Here is a 17,814-nt window from a genome sequence, read left to right on the forward strand (position 1 = left end):
CGATAACTACCCTTTTAAGCTGGGTCGTCCACCTCGCGCTGGACAGGCTAGCCCCCGATCAGCTCCGCGGATCTTTCCACTGCCCCATCGATACCCTAGCGTAGAAAACTCCGAGGGCTTGACTGCCGTCGCTCTGCATTGGCGACCTCGCCACGGAGATCGAGGGCATTGACGCAGATCCGCCCCACGCGTTGCTGCGACAGCGCGCGTTACTTTGACTGGATGACGCGAATATCGTCAGCAGAGATCACGATGGCGAGAACATCTCCCACCTTCGGTTGCCGTCCGAACGCGAAGCGATCCTCCATTGTCAATTGCTCCCCATTGACCTCCAGCAGGAGTCGCGTCGCGCCGCCATAATAGTGTGACTGCAGCACGAGGGCCGTCAGTGCTGTCCCTCTCGCTCCGTCGCTGGAAAGTTTGATTTGCTCCGGCCGGATGACCGCCGTGCCCGCGCCGGGACTCCAGTGACCTTTCAAGCGAAGCCCTCCGCCTGACGTGAAGACGCCGTCCGCGTCCACAATTCCGTTCAGCAATGAGCACCAGCCGATGAACTTTGCGACGAACGACGTCGAGGGCGCTTCATAAATTTCGCCCGGTGTACCTACCTGTTCGATCTGTCCGGCATTCATGACGACAATGCGGTCCGACATGGTCAGCGCCTCTTCCTGGTCGTGTGTAACGAACAGGGTCGTGACGTCAACGCCGCGAATGACCTCACGAAGCTCTTCGCGCATGCGAACTCGAAGCTGAGCGTCCAGATTTGAGAACGGCTCGTCGAGAAGGAGTACGGCCGGCCGCATAGCCAATGCGCGCGCAAGTGCAATGCGTTGCTGCTGACCTCCGGAAAGCTGGCTCGGCAGTCGCTGCGCCAGGTGTGGCAGCTCGACCAATTTGAGCATTTCGCTGACGCGCTTCTCACGGTCAACGCGGGCCCATTTCAAGTTTTCCAGGCCGAATGCGATATTCTCGGCTACGGTCATATGCGGAAAGAGAGCGTAGCTCTGGAACACCATTCCAGTATCGCGCCGATAGGGCGGCTGACGCGTCATGTCGACGCCGTTGATGCTCACGGTGCCCGAGGTCGGCTCTACAAATCCGGCAACCATGCGTAGTGTCGTTGTCTTGCCGCAGCCTGATGGACCTAGTAGGCAAACCAGTTCGCCACGACGCGCACTCAAGGAAGCGTTCGCGACAGCAACCGTATCACCATAGTGCTTGGAAACAGAGCGTAGCTCGACAACAAGATCACCGGCTTCTTGCACCGTGGTTTGCTCCTCTTTCGATAAAGCCAGCATCCTCTCCTACTCCTACGTTAGTCGTTCCGCGCCAATTAAGCGCTCGATCGTCAAAATGACGGCCAGTGTCACCAAGATCATAATGCTCGATATTGCCGCAACCATCGGATCATAGCTGGTGTCGATATATGTGAAGATCTGTACGGGCAGGGTTACATTGCCGCCGTAGGTGAGAAACGCTGAAACGGTCGCGTTTCCGAACGATGTCACAAAGGCAAAAATCGAAGCGGACAGCAAGCCGGGCAGAATGAGTGGCAACGTAATACGCCGAATGACTTGCAATGGCTTGGCCCGGAGATTCATCGCCGCATGTTCGAGCTGTTGGTCGTGCAGCGCGAGGCTCGCAAGGATCGTACGAACGACGTACGGAATGGCGAGAACAAGATGCCCCAAGAGCAACGGATAGATCGTCTGCGTAAGCCGCAACCACGAGAAGAGCTGTAACAAGCCTATTCCCAGTACGACGGCTGGAACGATCAACGGCGAAAAGGCCAAGCCCTGCAGGAGTGATTTCCCTCTGAAGGAAAAGCGGTTGATCGCGAAAGCCGCAGCGAAGCCAATCGCAAGGGCCATGATAGCAACGAGAACGGCGATGTATGTGCTCGTCCAAAGCGCCGTCATAAACGGCTCATTTTCCCATACCTTTTGATACCAGCGCAGCGAAAATCCCTTCGGAGGGAATTGCATTGTGTCACCGCTGGTGAACGATGACACAACCACCAGAATCGCCGGTAAGGCAAGCATCGTGTAGACGATAACCCGAATGACTGCGCCGGATACGACCATCACATAGTCGATGGGATCAGATCGCATAGCCGCGCCCTTTCATGATCAAACGTGATGCAGCCAACGCGTTGAACGCCGCCGTGAAGCCAAGTCCGCTAACGAAGAGGATAAAGGCCATGGCCGCGCCCGACGGCCAGTTCAGTTCCGCCATAATGCGCTCATAGATGAGACTTCCAAGCATGCTCACCCGACTTCCGCCAATGAGACGGGGCGTGACGAATGCTGAAATCGACAACACGAAGACAAGATTGAAGCCAACGAGAATGCCGGGAAGCGCGAGCGGAATGATTACCTTTCGGAACGTAACGAAACGATTGGCCCGGAGATTGGCAGCTGCCTGTTCGAGCACCGGATTTATCTGCGTCACGACGCTCATGACGGACAGAATCATGAGGGGAAGAAACTGCTGCACTAAAACGATGATCACGGCAGCTCGAGAAAACAGGAATATTTTCGGCGACGAAAGAATACCGATGTTCACGAGCAGTGCATTGAGGAGTCCGTTGCGGCCAAGAACGATAAGCCATCCGAATACGACAACCACAAGGCTCAGCGTCAGCGGCATGATAACGATGATTGTTCGCCAGCGCCGCGCCAGAGGTGGCTGGCGGGCAAGCGAATATCCGACCGGAAAGCCAAGTGCCAGGCAGATGAGGCTGACAAAAAGTCCATCCACAAATGTTTCAAATAGCACTGACGAGTAATAGGAGTCCGAAAAGAAGCGTACGTAGTGCGTCAAGCTGAAGCCGCCACCATCGAGAAGATGACTGGTTGGCAGAAAACTTGATCGCAACAATCCCAGCACCGGGACGACCAGGAAGCCAATGAGAAGCAAGACCATTGGGGCCAGCAAAAGGGCTGCGGTTGTGCTGCGCCTATTAAGGAGAGGTTCCTTCACACGATGGACCTTTCATAGTTGATATGACGCCTATGGGCGAAGCAGTGGGGGGCACGCAAGCCAGAGGCTCGGCGCAACACCAAGGTCGAACCAATTTTCTGAGCTAGCTTCGAACGATTCGGTTTACCCGCTCGATCATGGCGCTCCGGTTCGCCCACAGGGTATCCCAATCGATCTTCTTTTTCAGATTGCTGCGTTCAGGTGAATTGAGCAGAAGCTCCTTGCTGAGCTCATCAGGCAACTTGACATCGGTTGTTGGGCTGTACCGAAATGCCTGCGGCGTCGCGAGAATCCCCTGGTCAGAAAGCAACTGTTCAGCATAGGCGTGCGCAGCTTCCGGATACTTCGTGCCCTTGACGACGTTGATGTAGTCTGTCGTCGAGTAAATGCCTTTAGGTGGCACAACGGTCACGATGGGAGCGCCCTTTGTGCGCAATTCATGAGCGCGGCCGTCCCAACAGATGCCTGCGTAAACCTCCTCGTTCTGGTACATCTGCACGAGTGCGACCGTTTGTTGCGCGAAGGCAGCGATGTTCGGCTTCGCGGCCTCGAGCACTTTGAACGCGGGCTCCATGTTTGAAACCGAGCCACCGTTTTCCTCGGCGATTGCAAGAAGATGTAAGTTGCTGGCGATTTGTCCCGGCGCCGCAATGACGACGCGGCCTGCAAGATCGGGCCGGGCGATGTCGGAATAAGAGGTAAGCGGCTGCCTGATGTATTTTGAATTGTGGACCGGGACAATGGACGCAATGTCGAAAGGCACCCCGTAATCACCGAATTCGCGGAAGCCGGGCAGAATCCGCTTGAGGTTTGGAACGTCTGACGGCTTGATTTCGTCAACGACACCGGCCTTGACGAGCTCGACCATGAAAGAGCTATCGGCCATGAACATGTCGTACGGAGGCTGGTCCTTGTTGGCGATCAATTTGACAAGGTCCGTTCCCGTGCTGCCGGCGATGAATTGGACCTTCAGTCCGTACTTCTCATCGAGCGGAGCCACGACGCTCTTTTTAAGAGCCTCGTCGTAAAGGCCGCCATATCCATTGACGCGCAACGTTATGCCGGCGAATTTTTTCGATTGAGCGCGGACATAGGGCGCAACCAGGGCGCCTGCCGCAGCCGTCGTTGCGAACTTCAAGAATGCTCGCTTTTTCATTTCACAATTTCCTCGCTTGCCCCTTAGTGAAGTCGAACGAGCCAGTTAGCGTCAGCGGAAGCACGCGCCATGCGGCCCATGCTGCCTACTTACCGCGCTCCGGGCGTTTTGGGCTCCGAGATCCCGAAGACGTCAGCTGACTAGCCGCCCTTTGAGCCGGTAAGATGGTGCGGCGGAGGCAAGGCCGTCCGCAAATCGAAAGAGACCCTCACCAGGCGGCTCGACGCCTGCGAGAAAAATCGATTTCGTCGCGTTGCCCGAGCTGGCGATCGTTAGAACCCCGACGCAAGGACGACGCGCGGAGCAGCAGCACCGATTGCGCAACGTGCTCGCACGTAACCGCGATCTCCTATAGCGATCTCGCAAATTCTACCCCTCTCGCGCGTTGACTCCGCAAGCCTAGCAGCCGGAAGTTCCATCCCTCACGCAAATATTACCTCTCCGCCAAAATTGTTTTCCACTAATATACGGCGCGATGCAGCGGAAATTCTGCGCATTATCGCCGTACCCTGTCGGTTTTGTGTGCCAGTCGCAACGAAGCCGAGAGCGCTCTTTTGGCGGTAGTTTGCCGGGGGATGCAGGCCGACATCGAGTGAAGCAATCGTAGGGGATTGGAGGCCTATCTAGGCAGAGTTGTTACTTCCTACCCGCCGAAAATTGCCTACGCGTTCGGGATATGTCACGTTTGACGCATTTCCGCCGGACTTTCCCGCCGTTCGGATGATTTTCTGCATCTGACAGGCACTCTTCGGCGCATTCACTCAGGGTTGAGCCGAACATGCAGTATGATCAAATAGACGCCCGTATCCTTGAGATAGTGCAGAAAAACAACCGTCTAACCTCCGAGGTGATCGGCGAACTCGCCGGTCTTTCTGCTACCGCGTGTCAACGGCGACTCAAGAGGCTCCGTTCGGAAGGAATCATCGAGGCCGATGTCTCTATCCTGTCGCCGAAGGCGGTCGGAAATCCAATTCAAATGCTCGTGCTGGTCACTCTAGAGCGGGAGCGTTCAGACATCATCGACAGGTTCAAGAAGGCCATCAAATCGTCAGCTGAAGTCGTGAATGGCTTCTATGTCACCGGCGACGCGGACTTCGTCCTTTATATTACCGCGCGTACGATGGAAGACTACGAACAGTTCACACGACGATTCTTCTATGAGAAACGGGACATAAAGGCCGTCAAAACGATGGTCATAATGGACCGCGTAAAATCCGGCTTTGCTATTCCAATCGAGATTCCCCCAGAGGAGTAATGCGTTGACGTCGGCCACGCACCTGCGCTTTTTTGCGATCTCTCATCATGCTCCTCTGGCGCGCGTGAAGAAGCAGCATTGCGACATTAATGTAGACTACAGCTGGTACCGGGAGTGAGCTGGAGTCCTGGCCCAGCGAGCAGGCCGCCGGCTGGCTCGCCACCGAGATGCGGCGGCGCCGTCGTCCGCATGATTCGGGTAGCCACCGATCGTGCTCTTCGGGAATTGGAAGAAATTTACGGCAGCGACTACCTCATTCGGCTTCACGATGCATGCCTTCTACCACGCCATCGAAGTTAGGAGCTCGCCATTGGAGCGGCTCAGACAAGATCAACTGATGAAGAGCCAACTCGCTTCGTACGGAAGCGACGTCGATGCCACCCGGTTCTGAGCAACAGCGATTTCGAACAGGACGAGGGCCAGCAGGTCTTGGCCGACGAGGGCGCACTTTGCCGCGCCGGGTAGATCGTGGGACCCCACAGTTTTGTATAGGACTCGCTAACCCTTACTAAACGGCATCCAGCTTGATCTGCGAGCTTCCAAGATGTTGATCTCGGCGCAAGCAAGCTGGTCCCCAAACGGTGATTGCGACACTTTTAAGGTGTTCCACTGCGCAAAACTGCGGGAAGCCTACTGAGGCGTGGGGCAGGCGTTGTGCGTTCTTGCCTCTCTTTGGCGTCGGGATAGCTGGTGCATGTTCTTGGCCGCGGCATCGCGCTCGAACGGGGCCAATCGGCGCGTAAAATCAGTGCAGATCAGCCGGTGAAGACGACAGTCTTCTTGCCATTCAGCACAACGCGATCCTCCAGGTGATGGCGTACGGCGCGGGCGAGTACACGTCGTTCAATGTCGCGGCCCCTGCGGACCAAATCGTCTGGCGTGTCACGGTGAGAGATTCGCTCGGCGTCTTGCTCGATGATCGGTCCTTCGTCGAGATCGGAAGTGACGTAATGCGCTGTCGCGCCGATCAGCTTGACGCCTCGCTCGTGAGCCTGGTGATAAGGCTTTGCGCCCTTAAAGCCTGGCAAAAAGGAGTGGTGAATGTTGATGCAGCGTCCCGATAACTTGGCCGAGAAGCCGTCCGATAGAATTTGCATGTAGCGCGCGAGAACAACAAGATCCGTATTGGTCTCCTGAACGAGCTCCCAGATTCGCGTTTCTTGCTCCATCTTCGTCTGTTTGGTGACCGGCAAATGGTGGAAGGGAAGCTCGGCCAAATCGCTAGAGGCCAAATGCTCGCGGCCGTGGTTGGAGACGATCGCAGTCACCTCCATTGGCAGTTCGCCGATGCGCCATCGATAAAGCAGATCGGCCAGGCAATGGTCCAATTTTGAAACCAGGAGCATCACCCGCTTCTTTGTGGAACTTTTCCGCAAAGTGAAAGTCATGGCGAAACGTTTGGCGAGCTCCTCGATCGAGGCGGCGATATCTGTTTCAGGTTTGGCTTGCTCGAGACGCTCGAAGACAACGCGCATAAAAAAGTGGGTGGTCCCGGTATCCTCGAACTGCTGAGCATCGAGAATGTTGCAGCCCGACTCGAACAGAAGGCTCGAGACCGCGGATACGATGCCTGGACGATCAGGGCAGGACAACGCGAGGATCATGGAACGGTCGAACATAGCAGTCATTGCCCTACGGGGCCCCTCGTAAACTGCGTTGTGGCAAGCAAAAAGATGAGCATCATTCCCTAGAGCGTACTCTGAGGAGCTCTGGGGCGATGAGGTCATCGAGCTTCCGCCATTCGCCTTTCACTCGCGTACGATTCGAATCGTAGAAGGCACGAAGGGAGGCGATGGCCGCGTGCCGTTCGCCGGCGATCTCGATTTCAAAAGTTCCTTCGGACAGCCATGCGGCGTTCACACCGCTTTCGGAGTGGAGGTACCCCATGCCTACGCCGCACCCGAGGGTGTGGCCGAACCCGGCGGAGCGCAAGTATCCGACGAGCGATCCGTTGCGCCAGACAGGCTCTGTTCCGAACAGGAGCGGCACCGCGCGGGGAGCAGCAAGCTGGACGAGGCGTCGGCGCGGAGTCTGTCCGCGCTGTGTTTCGAGAACCGTCCGCCCAATGAAATCTTCACCCTTGTTCCAGGCGATTGTGAACCCCAATCCAGCTTCGAGCGGCGTGTCCTCATCACTGACGTCCGCGCCCCAGTCGCGGTAACCGGCTTCAAGGCGCAACGTATTGAGTGCCACGTAACCTGCGTGGCGCAGATCGAGATCGCGTCCCGCAGCGACCAGCGCATCGTAAATACCCAGCGTCTGGTCGGTCGGGATGTGCAGCTCCCATCCGAGTTCTCCGACGAAGGTCATGCGGAAAGCAAGGGCCGTACCATGGCCGATCTCGATTTCTCGCGCCGTCGCGAACGGAAACGCAGCTTCAGAAAAATCCGCCGGGCTTACGCGCGTGAGGAGCTCTCGCGAATGTGGCCCCATGACAGAGAGGCAGGTGTATCCGGACGACACGTCCGTGACGAATACGTGGCCGGCGCCTTTGGCATGCATTCGTAGCCAGGCGAGATCCCGGATGCGCTGCACAGCGGCTGTAACGACGAGGAATTCCTCATCTCCCGTTCGCGCGATTGTGACATCGGACTCCATGCCACCCCGCTCGTTGAGCCACGGAGTGTACACGATGCGGCCCACTGGGACGTCAACGTCGTTAGTGGAGAGGCGCTGAAGAAAAGAGAGCGCATCACGCCCCTGCACCAGTAGGTGCGCGAAGGAGGTTTGATCGAAAAGCGTGACACCGGACCGAGTCGCGTCGTGTTCAGCCCCACTCGACTTGAACCAATCGTCGCGACCAAATGTAGCATGGGCGTAGGCCGGCCCCTCGGGAGTGCCGAACCATTGCGCCCGCTCCCAGCCCGCGGCCTCGCCGAACTTCGCGCCTGCGGCCGCTAAACGATCGTGCAGCGGCGAGACCCGCACATTACGAGCCGTCTCAGGTGACTTGTGAGGCCAATGCAGCGCGTAAAGGAGTCCAACCGCTTCACCCGTTCGGTCGCGCAGATATCGCCGATTGCGCTGGAATGGCATCGCTCGGCGGACGTCCATTTCCCAATAGTCATTTGCGGGCATGCCGGTAGACATCCACTCGGCCACCACTTTGCCGGCTCCGCCGGAAGACTCGATACCGCATGAATTGAATCCCGAAGCCACGTAGAGGCCGGCGATGTCGGGGGCGGGTCCTAACAAGAACCGATTGTCCGGGGTGAAGCTCTCGGGGCCATTGAAACTGAGTTGCAACCCTACATTTTCCAGGGCCGGCACGCGCCGCATGGCATTGGCGAGGTGAGGCTCGATGTGCTCGAAGTCGTCGGGAAGCGAATCGAAACTGAACTCAACTGGGATCCCCGCCATCCCCCAGGGCTTGCCCTTCGGTTCGAAAAAGCCGACCAGCAGTTTACCCGCGTCTTCTTTTGCGTAGAAGCACGCATCAAGATCTCGCACAGTGGGAGTATCGGGTGACAAGCCCCCCATGGCCTCTGTCACGACGTAAAAATGCTCCGCCGCGTGCAGCGGCACTGTCCAATTGACATCGGCCGCTAACGTCCGACTCCACATCCCGGCGCAGATGACGACCTTTTCAGTACCAACGATCCCTTCTGCCGTCTCGACACCGACGATCCGCCCTTTCTCGACCACGAGGCGCGTCACTGGCGTGCGCTCCAGTATCTTCGCGCCACCCTGCCGCGCGCCAGTCGCGAACGCGCGCGCTGTGTCCACCGGATTAGTCTTACCATCGGACGCGATCCATGCCGCGCCCAGCACATCGGCCACATCGAGCAACGGCACACGTTTCTTAGCTTCGGCGGCGTCAATGATCTCGACATCAAGGCCAAAAGAGCGCCCCATCGAGGCACCTCGCCTCAACTCCTCCAGCCGAGCGGGTGTCGCCGCGACTGTGATCGACCCACATTGCCGAAAGCCAGTATGCTGACCCGTCAGCTCTTCGAGCTCGCGGAACAATCCCGCGGTGTACTGGGCCAGCTTCGCCATATTCTCGCTGGCTCGAAGCTGGGTGACGAGCCCCGCGGCATGCCACGTCGTACCGCAGGTCAGCTGATCGCGTTCGAGCAGCAGCACATCGCGATGCCCAAGCCGCGTGAGGTGATAGGCAGTGGACAGCCCAATAATGCCGCCGCCGATGACGACGAATTCCGCGTGAGTGGGCAGCTTGCTTTGCATTCCGTGACTCAAAAAAGTGGTTTCAAGCAGGTCTGAGCGTATCCCAAGGATGAACGAGAGGATGGCGCTCTAAGGGTGGCGGCGTGGCGGGTCGTGATATGCAGTTTGGTTGTTGGTTCCGCTGTGAACCTCATGAGCCATCGGACCCAAGCCGAGCCCCTTGCCGGAATGGTCCCGCCCGGTGGCCGCTTACGAACGAGGCGTGCCCATTCGAGCGCGCAGGCTGTACTGAACTATGCAAAACTTGAGCTCCTGCGCGCACATGATCGCGGACTGGTCAGCTGGAAGCGTCGTCTCGCCGAAAATAGTATCGAGCCGTCGATCAGAATTTCGCTATTGTAGCCCTCCATGAAAGAGAAATTCTGCGTCGGATAGAGAAAAGGGGAGATTTTGCGTCTTCACGCCGGTGGTTGACGCGCACAAAGCCACAAGCTTCTCGTCGGTGAGACACGCGGAAAATTGTTAAGTGCACAGGAAGGGAAATTGCTGACAGGGAGCCCGACACGATAAGCGGCGGATGCTGAGCCGCACGCATCTTTGTCCGAATTGTCCGGTGCTCTCGCAAGGACGCTTGAATCGAACGGTCGTACGCGACCTAAGTTGCCCGCTGCAGATCGACGTGCTCGAGCGCCACTCCCGTGGATGATGGCAAAACGTGGCGGACCTCGGGATTGAGCACCAACGACAAGCCTCGCCGAGAAACTGCCGCATTAACTGTGTTTGCGAGCAAATAGGCGACGGTCATGGGCCCAACACCGCCAGGCACCGGAGTTATGTAGCTCGCGCGCGTGCTCGCTTCGGCGAAAGCAACGTCCCCCACAAGCCTGACAGTTCCAGTCGTATCGATCGCACGATTGATTCCAACATCGATGACAACCACACCTGGTTTAAGCCAATCGCCGCGGACCAGTCCTGCACAACCGGCCGCAGCAACAACAATATCAGCCTTTCTACAGAGGTCCGGCAGGTTTCGCGTCTGCAGCTGCGCACCTGTCACGGTACATCCGGCATCGCCGAGCAAAACTGCCAAAGGTTTTCCGACGATATTCGAGCGACCTATGACGACAACGTCAAGCCCATTCAGGTCGCTCGCGACTGTCCTAATCAGATGGGTCACTCCCAGTGGAGTGCAAGGAGCGAGCGCTGGTCGACCCGCGGACAATCGTCCCACGTTGTAGGGATGGAAGCCGTCTACGTCCTTAGCCGGATCGATGGCCTCCAGCACGCGCCAGCGATCGATGTGTCCGGACAGCGGAAGCTGAACGAGGATGCCATCAATGGAATCGTCGGCATTGAGCCGGCCGATCAAATCCAGCAATACGGCTTCATCGACATTGCTTGGCAGCAGGAACTGTTGCGACTTGATGCCTACGGTTTGAGCCTGTTTGGCTTTGGTCTTCACATAAACCGAACTTGCCGGGTCTTTGCCGACCAGCACCACGGCCAATGCTGGTGTGACGTTGTACTCGGCCTGGAGCAACGCCACCTCTCGCGCAATGCGAGCGCGCAGGATCTCAGCGATGGCCTTTCCGTCAATTCGGATAGCACTCATGATTATGTCTAGAGATGTGATGCGACGAGGCTTGACGCTGCAACAACACGCCAAAGGATTCGCGGGCCGCATTCTTTCGATCGGCCCACGCGCAACTCATCAGCAGGGGAAAGGCGCCTATATCTTGCGTGTTTGGCGTTGGCTGCGCCGCACTGGTCTGCACATTCAAGCGATTGCTGACTCTTTCGCAAGTTCGTCCATGACTTGCTTGGTCGCCTGATAGGCCAGATCAACGATTTCGTCTATCTCAGACTCGGTTACAACAAGAGGCGGAGCAAATCCCAGAATGTCTCCATGCGGCATTGCTCGTACAATGAGCCCACGATCACGAGCAGCCTTGGAAATGCGCGGCCCGACCTTGAGCGCAGGGTCAAAGCGCCGTTTCGTCTGACGATCCGCAACGAACTCTATTGCGCCGAGTAAGCCGACACCTCGAACCTCCCCAACGATCTCCATCTGAGCAAAACGCTCCTTGAGTCGACGATGGAAGTGGGATCCGACGATCCTCGCGCGGTCGGTTAGGCGCTCTGTTTTGACAATGTCGAGAACTGCGTTGGCAGCAGCGGCAGCAATCGGATGGCCGGAATAGGTATAACCGTGCGAAAACGCGCCGACACGATCCGCAGCCTCCTCCATAACCGCGTAGACTTTTTCGCCGACGATAGCTGCCGAAAGCGGAACGTAGCCGGATGTCAGACCTTTGGCGACTGTTACCAGGTCTGGCTCAATACCATAGAGCATACTTCCGAAGTCTGCGCCGGTTCGGCCAAAGCCACAGATCACCTCGTCAGCGATCAGAAGAACGTCGTAACGCTTGAGGACAGCTTGAATCTCACGCCAGTAGCCAGTGGGAGGCGGTGTAATCCCGCCCGTACCCAGCACCGGCTCGGCGATGAAAGCACCGACCGTTTCCGGCCCCTCTTGCACAATCAATTGTTCAAGCTCGGCGGCACGCCTGCGGGAAAAGGATTCCTCTGTCTCGCCTGGTTCGGCTCCCCAATAATGGTGCGGCGTGCCGGTATGCAAAATGCCCGGAAAGGGAAGATCCATGTGATCGTGATAAAAGGACATGCCGGTCATTGAACCCGAAATGACTGAGCAGCCATGGTATCCTCGCTCGCGAGAGATAATCTTTTTCTTCTTCGGCTGCCCGCGTAGATTATTGTAGTACCAGACGAGCTTTGCCTGCGTTTCGTTGGCGTCTGATCCAGACAGCCCGAAGAACACCTTGCTCGGCTTGCCAGGCGCCATCTCTACGAGACGACCCGCGAGGATCGCCAGCTCCTCACTCGTGTGTGCCGCATACGTGTGGTAGTACGCGAGCTTGTAAGCCTGCCGGGCGATCGCCTGTGCCACCTCAGTGCGACCGTAGCCGATATTTACACAATAGAGCCCGGCAAAGCCATCGATGTAACTACGTCCCTGGGCGTCTTGAATGCGAATCCCTTGGCCGCCTGTGACGATCGTAGGATCACCGAGTTTTCCCTTCGCAAAGTCCTTGGGCTGAGTGAAAGGATGAAGAACACTGGAGCGATCGAGCTCAGCGATTGTCTTGATATCAATCATACCGTTTCTCCTAAGCCGCTAAATCGCCAAAACACACGTATTTCAGCTCCATGTATTCCGCCAAACCGTGCCGCGAACCTTCGCGACCGAGCCCAGATTGTTTCCAACCGCCGAAGGGAATGGGAGGGCCCGTGAACGACGCCGTATTGACGCCGATCATGCCGCACTCGAGTTGCTCGGACAGTCGGAGCCCTCGACGTAGGCTCTCTGTGTAGACATATCCCGCCAGCCCCATTTCGTTAGCGTTGGCGCGGGCGATAACTTCCTCTTCGGAATCGAACGGAAGTACAGCAGCTACCGGCCCAAATGTTTCCTCATGCGCGATGAGCATTTCTTCCGTGACGTCGGTTAGCAACGTCGGAGGTACAAAGTTGGGCCCCAGCGCCGCGCCGTGATGAGTGAAGAGAACCCGCGCGCCCTTCTTTACCGCATCATCGATTTGGGCCCTGCATTTGTTTGCGACGGCCAACTTGGTCATTGGGCCTATCTCAGTTGCGGGGTCTAGACCGTGACCGACTTTGAACTGGGCGATTAAGGCGGCAAACTCGTCGACAAAAGCAGGGTAGACGCCTCTTTGGACGTAGATGCGATTGGCGGCCAAGCAATCCTGACCCGAGGTCGCAAATTTCGCCTCTACTGCACCCCTGACCGCCTTCTTAAGGTCGACATCATCAAAAACGAGGAAGGGAGCGTGGCCGCCCAGTTCTAGCGACACCTTTTTAACAGTGTCGGACGCCCCCTCAAGTAATCGACGACCCACCTCCGTAGAACCTGTAAACGACAGAACCCGTATTCTTTTGTCACGCAACAGCGGCGTCGAAAGCTCGATCGGATTGCCCGTAAGCACTTGAAGAACGCCAGGCGGAACTCCGGCTTGTTCAGCCAACCGAGCGACGGCGAGTGCGGAGAGCGGCGTCTCGGGAGCAGGTTTCACGATCATCGGACATCCGGCTGCAAGAGCGGCCCCAGCTTTTCGCGTGATCATGGCGACAGGAAAATTCCACGGAGTGATGGCGGCGGCGACACCAATCGGCTGCATCCGGACGTAAAGCAGACTTTCGGGCTTATGGCTGGGGATAGTCTCTCCGTAAGCGCGCTCACCCTCTGCGGCGAACCACTCGAGAAATCCTGCACCGTACGCGACTTCCTGGCGCGCTTCGGCGAGCGGCTTGCCTTGCTCGCTCGTCACGAGGATGGCCAGCTCTTCCGAATGCTGCAGCATCAACGACGCCCAAGACCTAAGAATTGCGCCACGCCTTGCTGGCAAGAGCTCTCGCCACGCGGGAAACGATCGCTCAGCTGCCGCGATCGCCTGGTTCATGTCCGCGGCAGAGCAATGAGCAACATCCGCGATATCTTCGGCCGTCGCCGGATCGGCCACAACATCTCGCTGATCGCCAGAGATCCATCGGCCGTCGACCAGCGCCGCCCCCGCCAAGAAATCGCGGCGGTGCAGACGCTGCAGGTGCCTGGTAGCAAGGCCGACCAAATGCGAACTTTGGTGCCGAACGATTTGATGGGCCATTGGCGGGGTCCAAACGCGTCATTTGTTGAAATTGCCTCGGCAATCAGGATACTGATGTCGCGAACTGATTTGCATCGCATTTTCCTGCCGTCGGGAGGATTTCCTGCATGGCACAGGCACTTTGCGGCGAAGCACACCTGAAGGCTGGAGAGAGATCATGAACTACGATCGAATAGATGCCCGGATCTTGGAGATCGTGCAAAAAAACAACCGCCTAACTTCTGAGGTGATCGGTGAACTGGCCGGGCTTTCTGCGACGGCGTGTCAACGACGGCTGAAGAGGCTCCGCTCGGAAGGCATTATCGAAGCCGATGTCTCAATTGTCTCTCCGAAGGCCGTAGGAAGACCTATTCAAATGCTTGTGCTGGTGAGCCTGGAACGGGAGCGCTCAGATATCATCGACAGGTTCAAGAAGGCAATCAAATCGTCAGTCGAAGTCGTCAATGGATTTTACGTGACCGGCGATTCAGATTTCGTCCTCTACGTTACCGCACACAGCATGGAAGAGTATGAACAGTTCACGCGGCGATTCTTTTATGAGAATGCGGACATTAAGGGCGTCAAGACAATGGTCATTATGGACCGTGTGAAGTCGGGTTTTGCGGTTCCGATTGAGGCCCCTGCCGAGGAGTGAGTGCGTTACTCACGAGCGAACTCTGCGTTTGCGCACTTTTTATCGCTCCCTCGCGCGTAACACCGCAAATTCGGCACGCTCTCATCCGCTCACTGTGGTGTGATGTCCGAATTTAGATGAAAAGTATCAAGGAAGGTCCAGAGGTCGGGTATTGTATGTTGCCTAGTTGCGCGACCCAAACGCGACCTGGTCTTAAAGGACTGAGATATTGCCTACGATGTCCATCCAGAAGGTGAGCGGCATCAACTGGCTGGGACGCTTAAAATTTGCGCCGCATCCACGCACTGGGGCCGATGTTTTCATGCAAATGGTGAGGCATCACAGTGGCTTCCTGCCGCTCAGCTTCTCATGCCGAAAGACAGCGTCTGGCGATGGAGATGGGAATCCCCGATTGCGAGGGATGTCCCGACAAGCGTATCGGCCCCATGGGCGCTCCAGAGGCAAACTTTACAAAGTAGACAAGGTTGGAAACGCGCTAAGGCAGCAGCGCGCCGCGAGCACTCATCGGTCACTGCGAACCCCCGTCAGGATTGATAGGTCGGAAACCAGATTGGAGCTGTGATGACCGATCTGTCCAATGCCCAGGAATTGGCCACGGATCGGATCACTGCTCCGTTACGATTTCCAACATTTCGCCGCATCTGGCTCGCGAGCCTGCTGTCAAATCTTGGTATTTTGATTCAGGGCGTAGGCGCCGCCTGGGCGATGATACAGATGACATCATCGGCCGATAAAGTTGCGCTGGTGCAGACCGCGCTGATGCTGCCGGTCATGTTGATTTCAATGCCGGCCGGTGCGGTCGCCGACATGCATGACCGGCGCATAGTGGCACTCGTGTCGCTGGGTATCACGCTCGCCGCCGCGACTACGCTAACGATGCTCGCCTGGTTGAGCATGGTCACGCCGAATATTCTGCTTGCACTCTGCTTTACCGTCGGGACTGGCATGGCTCTGATGGGACCCGCTTGGCAAGCCTCGGTAAGCGAACAGGTGCCCTCCGAAGCCGTGCCTGCGGCCGTCGCGCTCAACGGTATTAGTTATAATATCGCACGCAGCGTGGGGCCTGCGATTGGCGGCATCGTCGTTGCTGCCGCGGGCGCGGTGGCTGCGTTCGCGCTCAACGCTCTGCTCTATTTACCCTTAATAGCCGCGCTGTTTCTTTGGAAGCGCATCACTGAACCGCCGACTCTTCCGCCGGAAACGCTTATTCGCGCAATGGTTTCTGGCCTGCGCTACATTATGAATTCGCCGCCGATCAAGATCGTTCTGACCCGCTCCATGGTCATCGGTCTGATCGGAGGCGCGATCATCGCCCTGCTGCCATTAGTGGCTCGCGATCTCTTGCATGGAGGCGCAGAAATATACGGTATGATGGCCAGCGCCTTTGGGCTGGGCGCGGTGATCGGGGCGCTCAACATCACCGAGGTCCGCAAGCGCATGAGCGGCGAGGCAGCGATCCGTGCTTGCGCTGTGTCGATGGGCGGGGCGATAGCTGGAGTGGCGCTCAGCCGCGAGCCAGTTTTGACTGCTATCGCGCTGGTGTTGGCGGGCGCCATGTGGATGATGATATGGTTGCTCTTTAGTGTTGGCTTGCAGCTCTCGGCGCCCCGCTGGGTAGCGGGGCGCTCGCTAGCGGCCTATCAGGCCGCTAGCTCCGGCGGGATTGCTATCGGCAGTTGGACTTGGGGCCACGTGACAGATGCGGCCGGGGTCGACGTGGCTCTCCTAGTATCAGCCGCCCTCTTACTTTCTTCGCCGCTGCTTGGGCTTTGGCTGCCCATGCCGCGCATCGGCGCGCGAGGCGAAGAGCCCGAGATGCTCGACGATCCTAAGGTTCGCCTGCCGCTGACCGGACGCAGCGGACCGCTTGTAGTGGAAATCGAATATCGCGTCCTGCAGGAGAATGCACGCGCCTTCCATAATGTGATGCAAGAGGTCCAGCTATTTCGGCAGCGCAACGGAGCCTATGGCTGGTCCATTGCTCGCGACATTGCAGATCCTGAACTGTGGACAGAGCGTTATCATTGCCCAACATGGCTCGATTACTTGCGCCAACGAAACCGCGCGACGCAATCGGAACGTGCGCTGGACCGGCAAGCCAGTGCGTTCCATATAGGTCCTGAGCCCGTACGCGTCCGACGCATGCTAGAGCGCCCGTTCGGCTCGGTACGCTGAAAGCACGAATCCGTGGATCAGGCTGCGAGCGAGGTCTTGCCCGGTGATCACGCCGTGGCTATCTCTGGCCACTACACGCGATCGCCTATCACGCGGGTCGCCGTAGGACCGCTAGGCAGTACGCCACACCAGCCACTTAGTTGCCCGTCGGATGCTGCCCGATGGAAGATCGGTGCGCCCCCTTTGCGAACTTGGACCTACTTGCTTGCCGACTTGGCCTGGTAGGAGAATTTGACGGAAGCCACTTCGCCGCGGTGATTGGGCCAAATCCGCAAAAGTCCGTGGGTACCGGCGTGCGGGTTAGGAAGCCTTATTTGTGATCCCAAACGGGTACGCGCCAGCTGTCAGCTCGGGTTTGCAGGGGTGAGACGAATTGTGCATCAAGCGATTCGCACCGATGAGCACGGGTTGCGGCTGGAGAACTTCGTTCTCGGCTACACGATGCGCGATGGCAGATTCTTGCTATTTCGCAACTCCGCCGCCGAGCAGGTCTCGGTACCCGTGATCTGCCAACCATTTTGCTCGCGCTGCTGCGATGGCGGCGCTCGTTTTGGGCCTGAGCCGAAGGATGCCGCCGATTCCCCTGGCTTCGTACCCGCGATGGTGGTCGCGGAAGCAGGTCCGACGCCCTGTCCAGTCGCGCCGGCTAGCAGCGGCGGGTCGATCGAGATCGAGTTTGCGGCCGGGGCTCGGATGCGGATCACGGGCGCTGTCGACGCGGCGACGCCGAAGGCCGCCGTGGCCGCGCTGGCGGATGGACGCCTACGGTGATACCCATTGC

General features: G+C 57.8%; 14 protein-coding genes. 5 read left to right on the plus strand and 9 right to left on the minus strand.

Going from position 1 to position 17,814, the window contains the following annotated elements:
• Nucleotides 1-209 precede the first annotated feature (209 nt).
• The 4 genes from AAFG16_RS40340 to AAFG16_RS40355 all read right to left on the minus strand — a co-directional run bounded on the left by AAFG16_RS40340 (nucleotide 210) and on the right by AAFG16_RS40355 (nucleotide 4,138).
• A complete protein-coding gene (locus tag AAFG16_RS40340; RefSeq protein WP_342734344.1) occupies nucleotides 210-1,298 on the minus strand; it encodes an ABC transporter ATP-binding protein in 1,089 nt (362 codons plus the stop codon).
• A 12-nt stretch (nucleotides 1,299-1,310) separates the two neighbouring features.
• Entirely contained in the window at nucleotides 1,311-2,111 is an 801-nt protein-coding gene (locus AAFG16_RS40345; RefSeq protein ID WP_342734346.1) for an ABC transporter permease, read from the minus strand.
• The gene (locus AAFG16_RS40350) at nucleotides 2,101-2,925 is read right to left on the minus strand and encodes an ABC transporter permease (RefSeq protein WP_342734348.1); all 825 of its coding nucleotides are present in this window, start codon (nucleotides 2,923-2,925) and stop codon (nucleotides 2,101-2,103) included. The genes AAFG16_RS40345 and AAFG16_RS40350 overlap by 11 nt, the downstream gene beginning before the upstream one ends.
• A 160-nt stretch (nucleotides 2,926-3,085) precedes the next feature.
• Nucleotides 3,086-4,138 (minus strand): extracellular solute-binding protein, encoded by a 1,053-nt coding sequence (locus tag AAFG16_RS40355; RefSeq protein WP_342734350.1) that lies wholly within the window; start codon nucleotides 4,136-4,138, stop codon nucleotides 3,086-3,088.
• Nucleotides 4,139-4,916: 778 nt separating this feature from the next.
• On the opposite strand from AAFG16_RS40355, the gene AAFG16_RS40360 reads away from it, so the two are divergent.
• The gene (locus AAFG16_RS40360; protein WP_342734352.1) at nucleotides 4,917-5,393 is read left to right on the plus strand and encodes an Lrp/AsnC family transcriptional regulator; all 477 of its coding nucleotides are present in this window, start codon (nucleotides 4,917-4,919) and stop codon (nucleotides 5,391-5,393) included.
• Between the two features lie 755 nt (nucleotides 5,394-6,148).
• On the opposite strand, the gene purU is transcribed toward AAFG16_RS40360, so the two are convergent.
• The 5 genes from purU to AAFG16_RS40385 form a co-directional block, all read right to left on the minus strand.
• A complete protein-coding gene (gene purU / locus AAFG16_RS40365) occupies nucleotides 6,149-7,021 on the minus strand; it encodes a formyltetrahydrofolate deformylase (RefSeq protein WP_342734354.1) in 873 nt (290 codons plus the stop codon).
• 52 nt (nucleotides 7,022-7,073) lie between these two features.
• The gene (locus tag AAFG16_RS40370; RefSeq protein ID WP_342734356.1) at nucleotides 7,074-9,581 is read right to left on the minus strand and encodes an FAD-dependent oxidoreductase; all 2,508 of its coding nucleotides are present in this window, start codon (nucleotides 9,579-9,581) and stop codon (nucleotides 7,074-7,076) included.
• Between the two features lie 595 nt (nucleotides 9,582-10,176).
• Nucleotides 10,177-11,133: a bifunctional methylenetetrahydrofolate dehydrogenase/methenyltetrahydrofolate cyclohydrolase FolD gene (gene folD / locus AAFG16_RS40375; protein ID WP_342734358.1), complete on the minus strand. Its 957-nt coding sequence runs from the start codon at nucleotides 11,131-11,133 to the stop codon at nucleotides 10,177-10,179.
• Nucleotides 11,134-11,298: 165 nt separating this feature from the next.
• Complete coding sequence (locus tag AAFG16_RS40380; protein ID WP_342734360.1) at nucleotides 11,299-12,699, minus strand: aminotransferase; 1,401 nt, start codon at nucleotides 12,697-12,699, stop codon at nucleotides 11,299-11,301.
• A gap of 10 nt (nucleotides 12,700-12,709) precedes the next feature.
• Nucleotides 12,710-14,137, minus strand: coding sequence for an NAD-dependent succinate-semialdehyde dehydrogenase (locus AAFG16_RS40385; protein WP_271609306.1), 1,428 nt, complete (start codon nucleotides 14,135-14,137; stop codon nucleotides 12,710-12,712).
• On the opposite strand from AAFG16_RS40385, the gene AAFG16_RS40390 reads away from it, so the two are divergent.
• The 4 genes from AAFG16_RS40390 (at nucleotide 14,036) to AAFG16_RS40405 (ending at nucleotide 17,804) form a co-directional block, all read left to right on the plus strand.
• Nucleotides 14,036-14,365: a hypothetical protein gene (locus AAFG16_RS40390; RefSeq protein WP_271609310.1), complete on the plus strand. Its 330-nt coding sequence runs from the start codon at nucleotides 14,036-14,038 to the stop codon at nucleotides 14,363-14,365. The genes AAFG16_RS40385 and AAFG16_RS40390 overlap by 102 nt on opposite strands.
• A 16-nt stretch (nucleotides 14,366-14,381) precedes the next feature.
• Nucleotides 14,382-14,858 carry an Lrp/AsnC family transcriptional regulator gene (locus AAFG16_RS40395; RefSeq protein WP_283081830.1) on the plus strand — a complete coding sequence of 159 codons (477 nt, stop codon included), beginning with the start codon at nucleotides 14,382-14,384 and terminating at the stop codon, nucleotides 14,856-14,858.
• Between the two features lie 561 nt (nucleotides 14,859-15,419).
• On the plus strand, nucleotides 15,420-17,033 hold the full coding sequence (locus AAFG16_RS40400) for an MFS transporter (protein WP_342734364.1): 1,614 nt from the start codon (nucleotides 15,420-15,422) through the stop codon (nucleotides 17,031-17,033).
• Nucleotides 17,034-17,408: 375 nt separating this feature from the next.
• Complete coding sequence (locus AAFG16_RS40405; RefSeq protein ID WP_342734366.1) at nucleotides 17,409-17,804, plus strand: hypothetical protein; 396 nt, start codon at nucleotides 17,409-17,411, stop codon at nucleotides 17,802-17,804.
• Nucleotides 17,805-17,814: the final 10 nt, after the last annotated feature.

Origin of the sequence: Bradyrhizobium sp. B117 (assembly GCF_038969555.1) — a bacterium.
Taxonomy (GTDB): domain Bacteria; phylum Pseudomonadota; class Alphaproteobacteria; order Rhizobiales; family Xanthobacteraceae; genus Bradyrhizobium.

Excerpts from the sequence above, each read along its gene's own strand:
- AAFG16_RS40340 (WP_342734344.1), bottom strand. The coding sequence starts at position 1,298 with ATGCTGGCTTTATCGAAAGAGGAGCAAACCACGGTGCAAGAAGCCGGT.
- AAFG16_RS40345 (WP_342734346.1), bottom strand. The coding sequence starts at position 2,111 with ATGCGATCTGATCCCATCGACTATGTGATGGTCGTATCCGGCGCAGTC.
- AAFG16_RS40350 (WP_342734348.1), bottom strand. The coding sequence starts at position 2,925 with ATGGTCTTGCTTCTCATTGGCTTCCTGGTCGTCCCGGTGCTGGGATTG.
- AAFG16_RS40355 (WP_342734350.1), bottom strand. The coding sequence starts at position 4,138 with ATGAAAAAGCGAGCATTCTTGAAGTTCGCAACGACGGCTGCGGCAGGC.
- AAFG16_RS40360 (WP_342734352.1), top strand. The coding sequence starts at position 4,917 with ATGCAGTATGATCAAATAGACGCCCGTATCCTTGAGATAGTGCAGAAA.
- purU (WP_342734354.1), bottom strand. The coding sequence starts at position 7,021 with ATGACTGCTATGTTCGACCGTTCCATGATCCTCGCGTTGTCCTGCCCT.
- AAFG16_RS40370 (WP_342734356.1), bottom strand. The coding sequence starts at position 9,581 with ATGCAAAGCAAGCTGCCCACTCACGCGGAATTCGTCGTCATCGGCGGC.
- folD (WP_342734358.1), bottom strand. The coding sequence starts at position 11,133 with ATGAGTGCTATCCGAATTGACGGAAAGGCCATCGCTGAGATCCTGCGC.
- AAFG16_RS40380 (WP_342734360.1), bottom strand. The coding sequence starts at position 12,699 with ATGATTGATATCAAGACAATCGCTGAGCTCGATCGCTCCAGTGTTCTT.
- AAFG16_RS40390 (WP_271609310.1), top strand. The coding sequence starts at position 14,036 with ATGAGCAACATCCGCGATATCTTCGGCCGTCGCCGGATCGGCCACAAC.
- AAFG16_RS40395 (WP_283081830.1), top strand. The coding sequence starts at position 14,382 with ATGAACTACGATCGAATAGATGCCCGGATCTTGGAGATCGTGCAAAAA.
- AAFG16_RS40400 (WP_342734364.1), top strand. The coding sequence starts at position 15,420 with ATGACCGATCTGTCCAATGCCCAGGAATTGGCCACGGATCGGATCACT.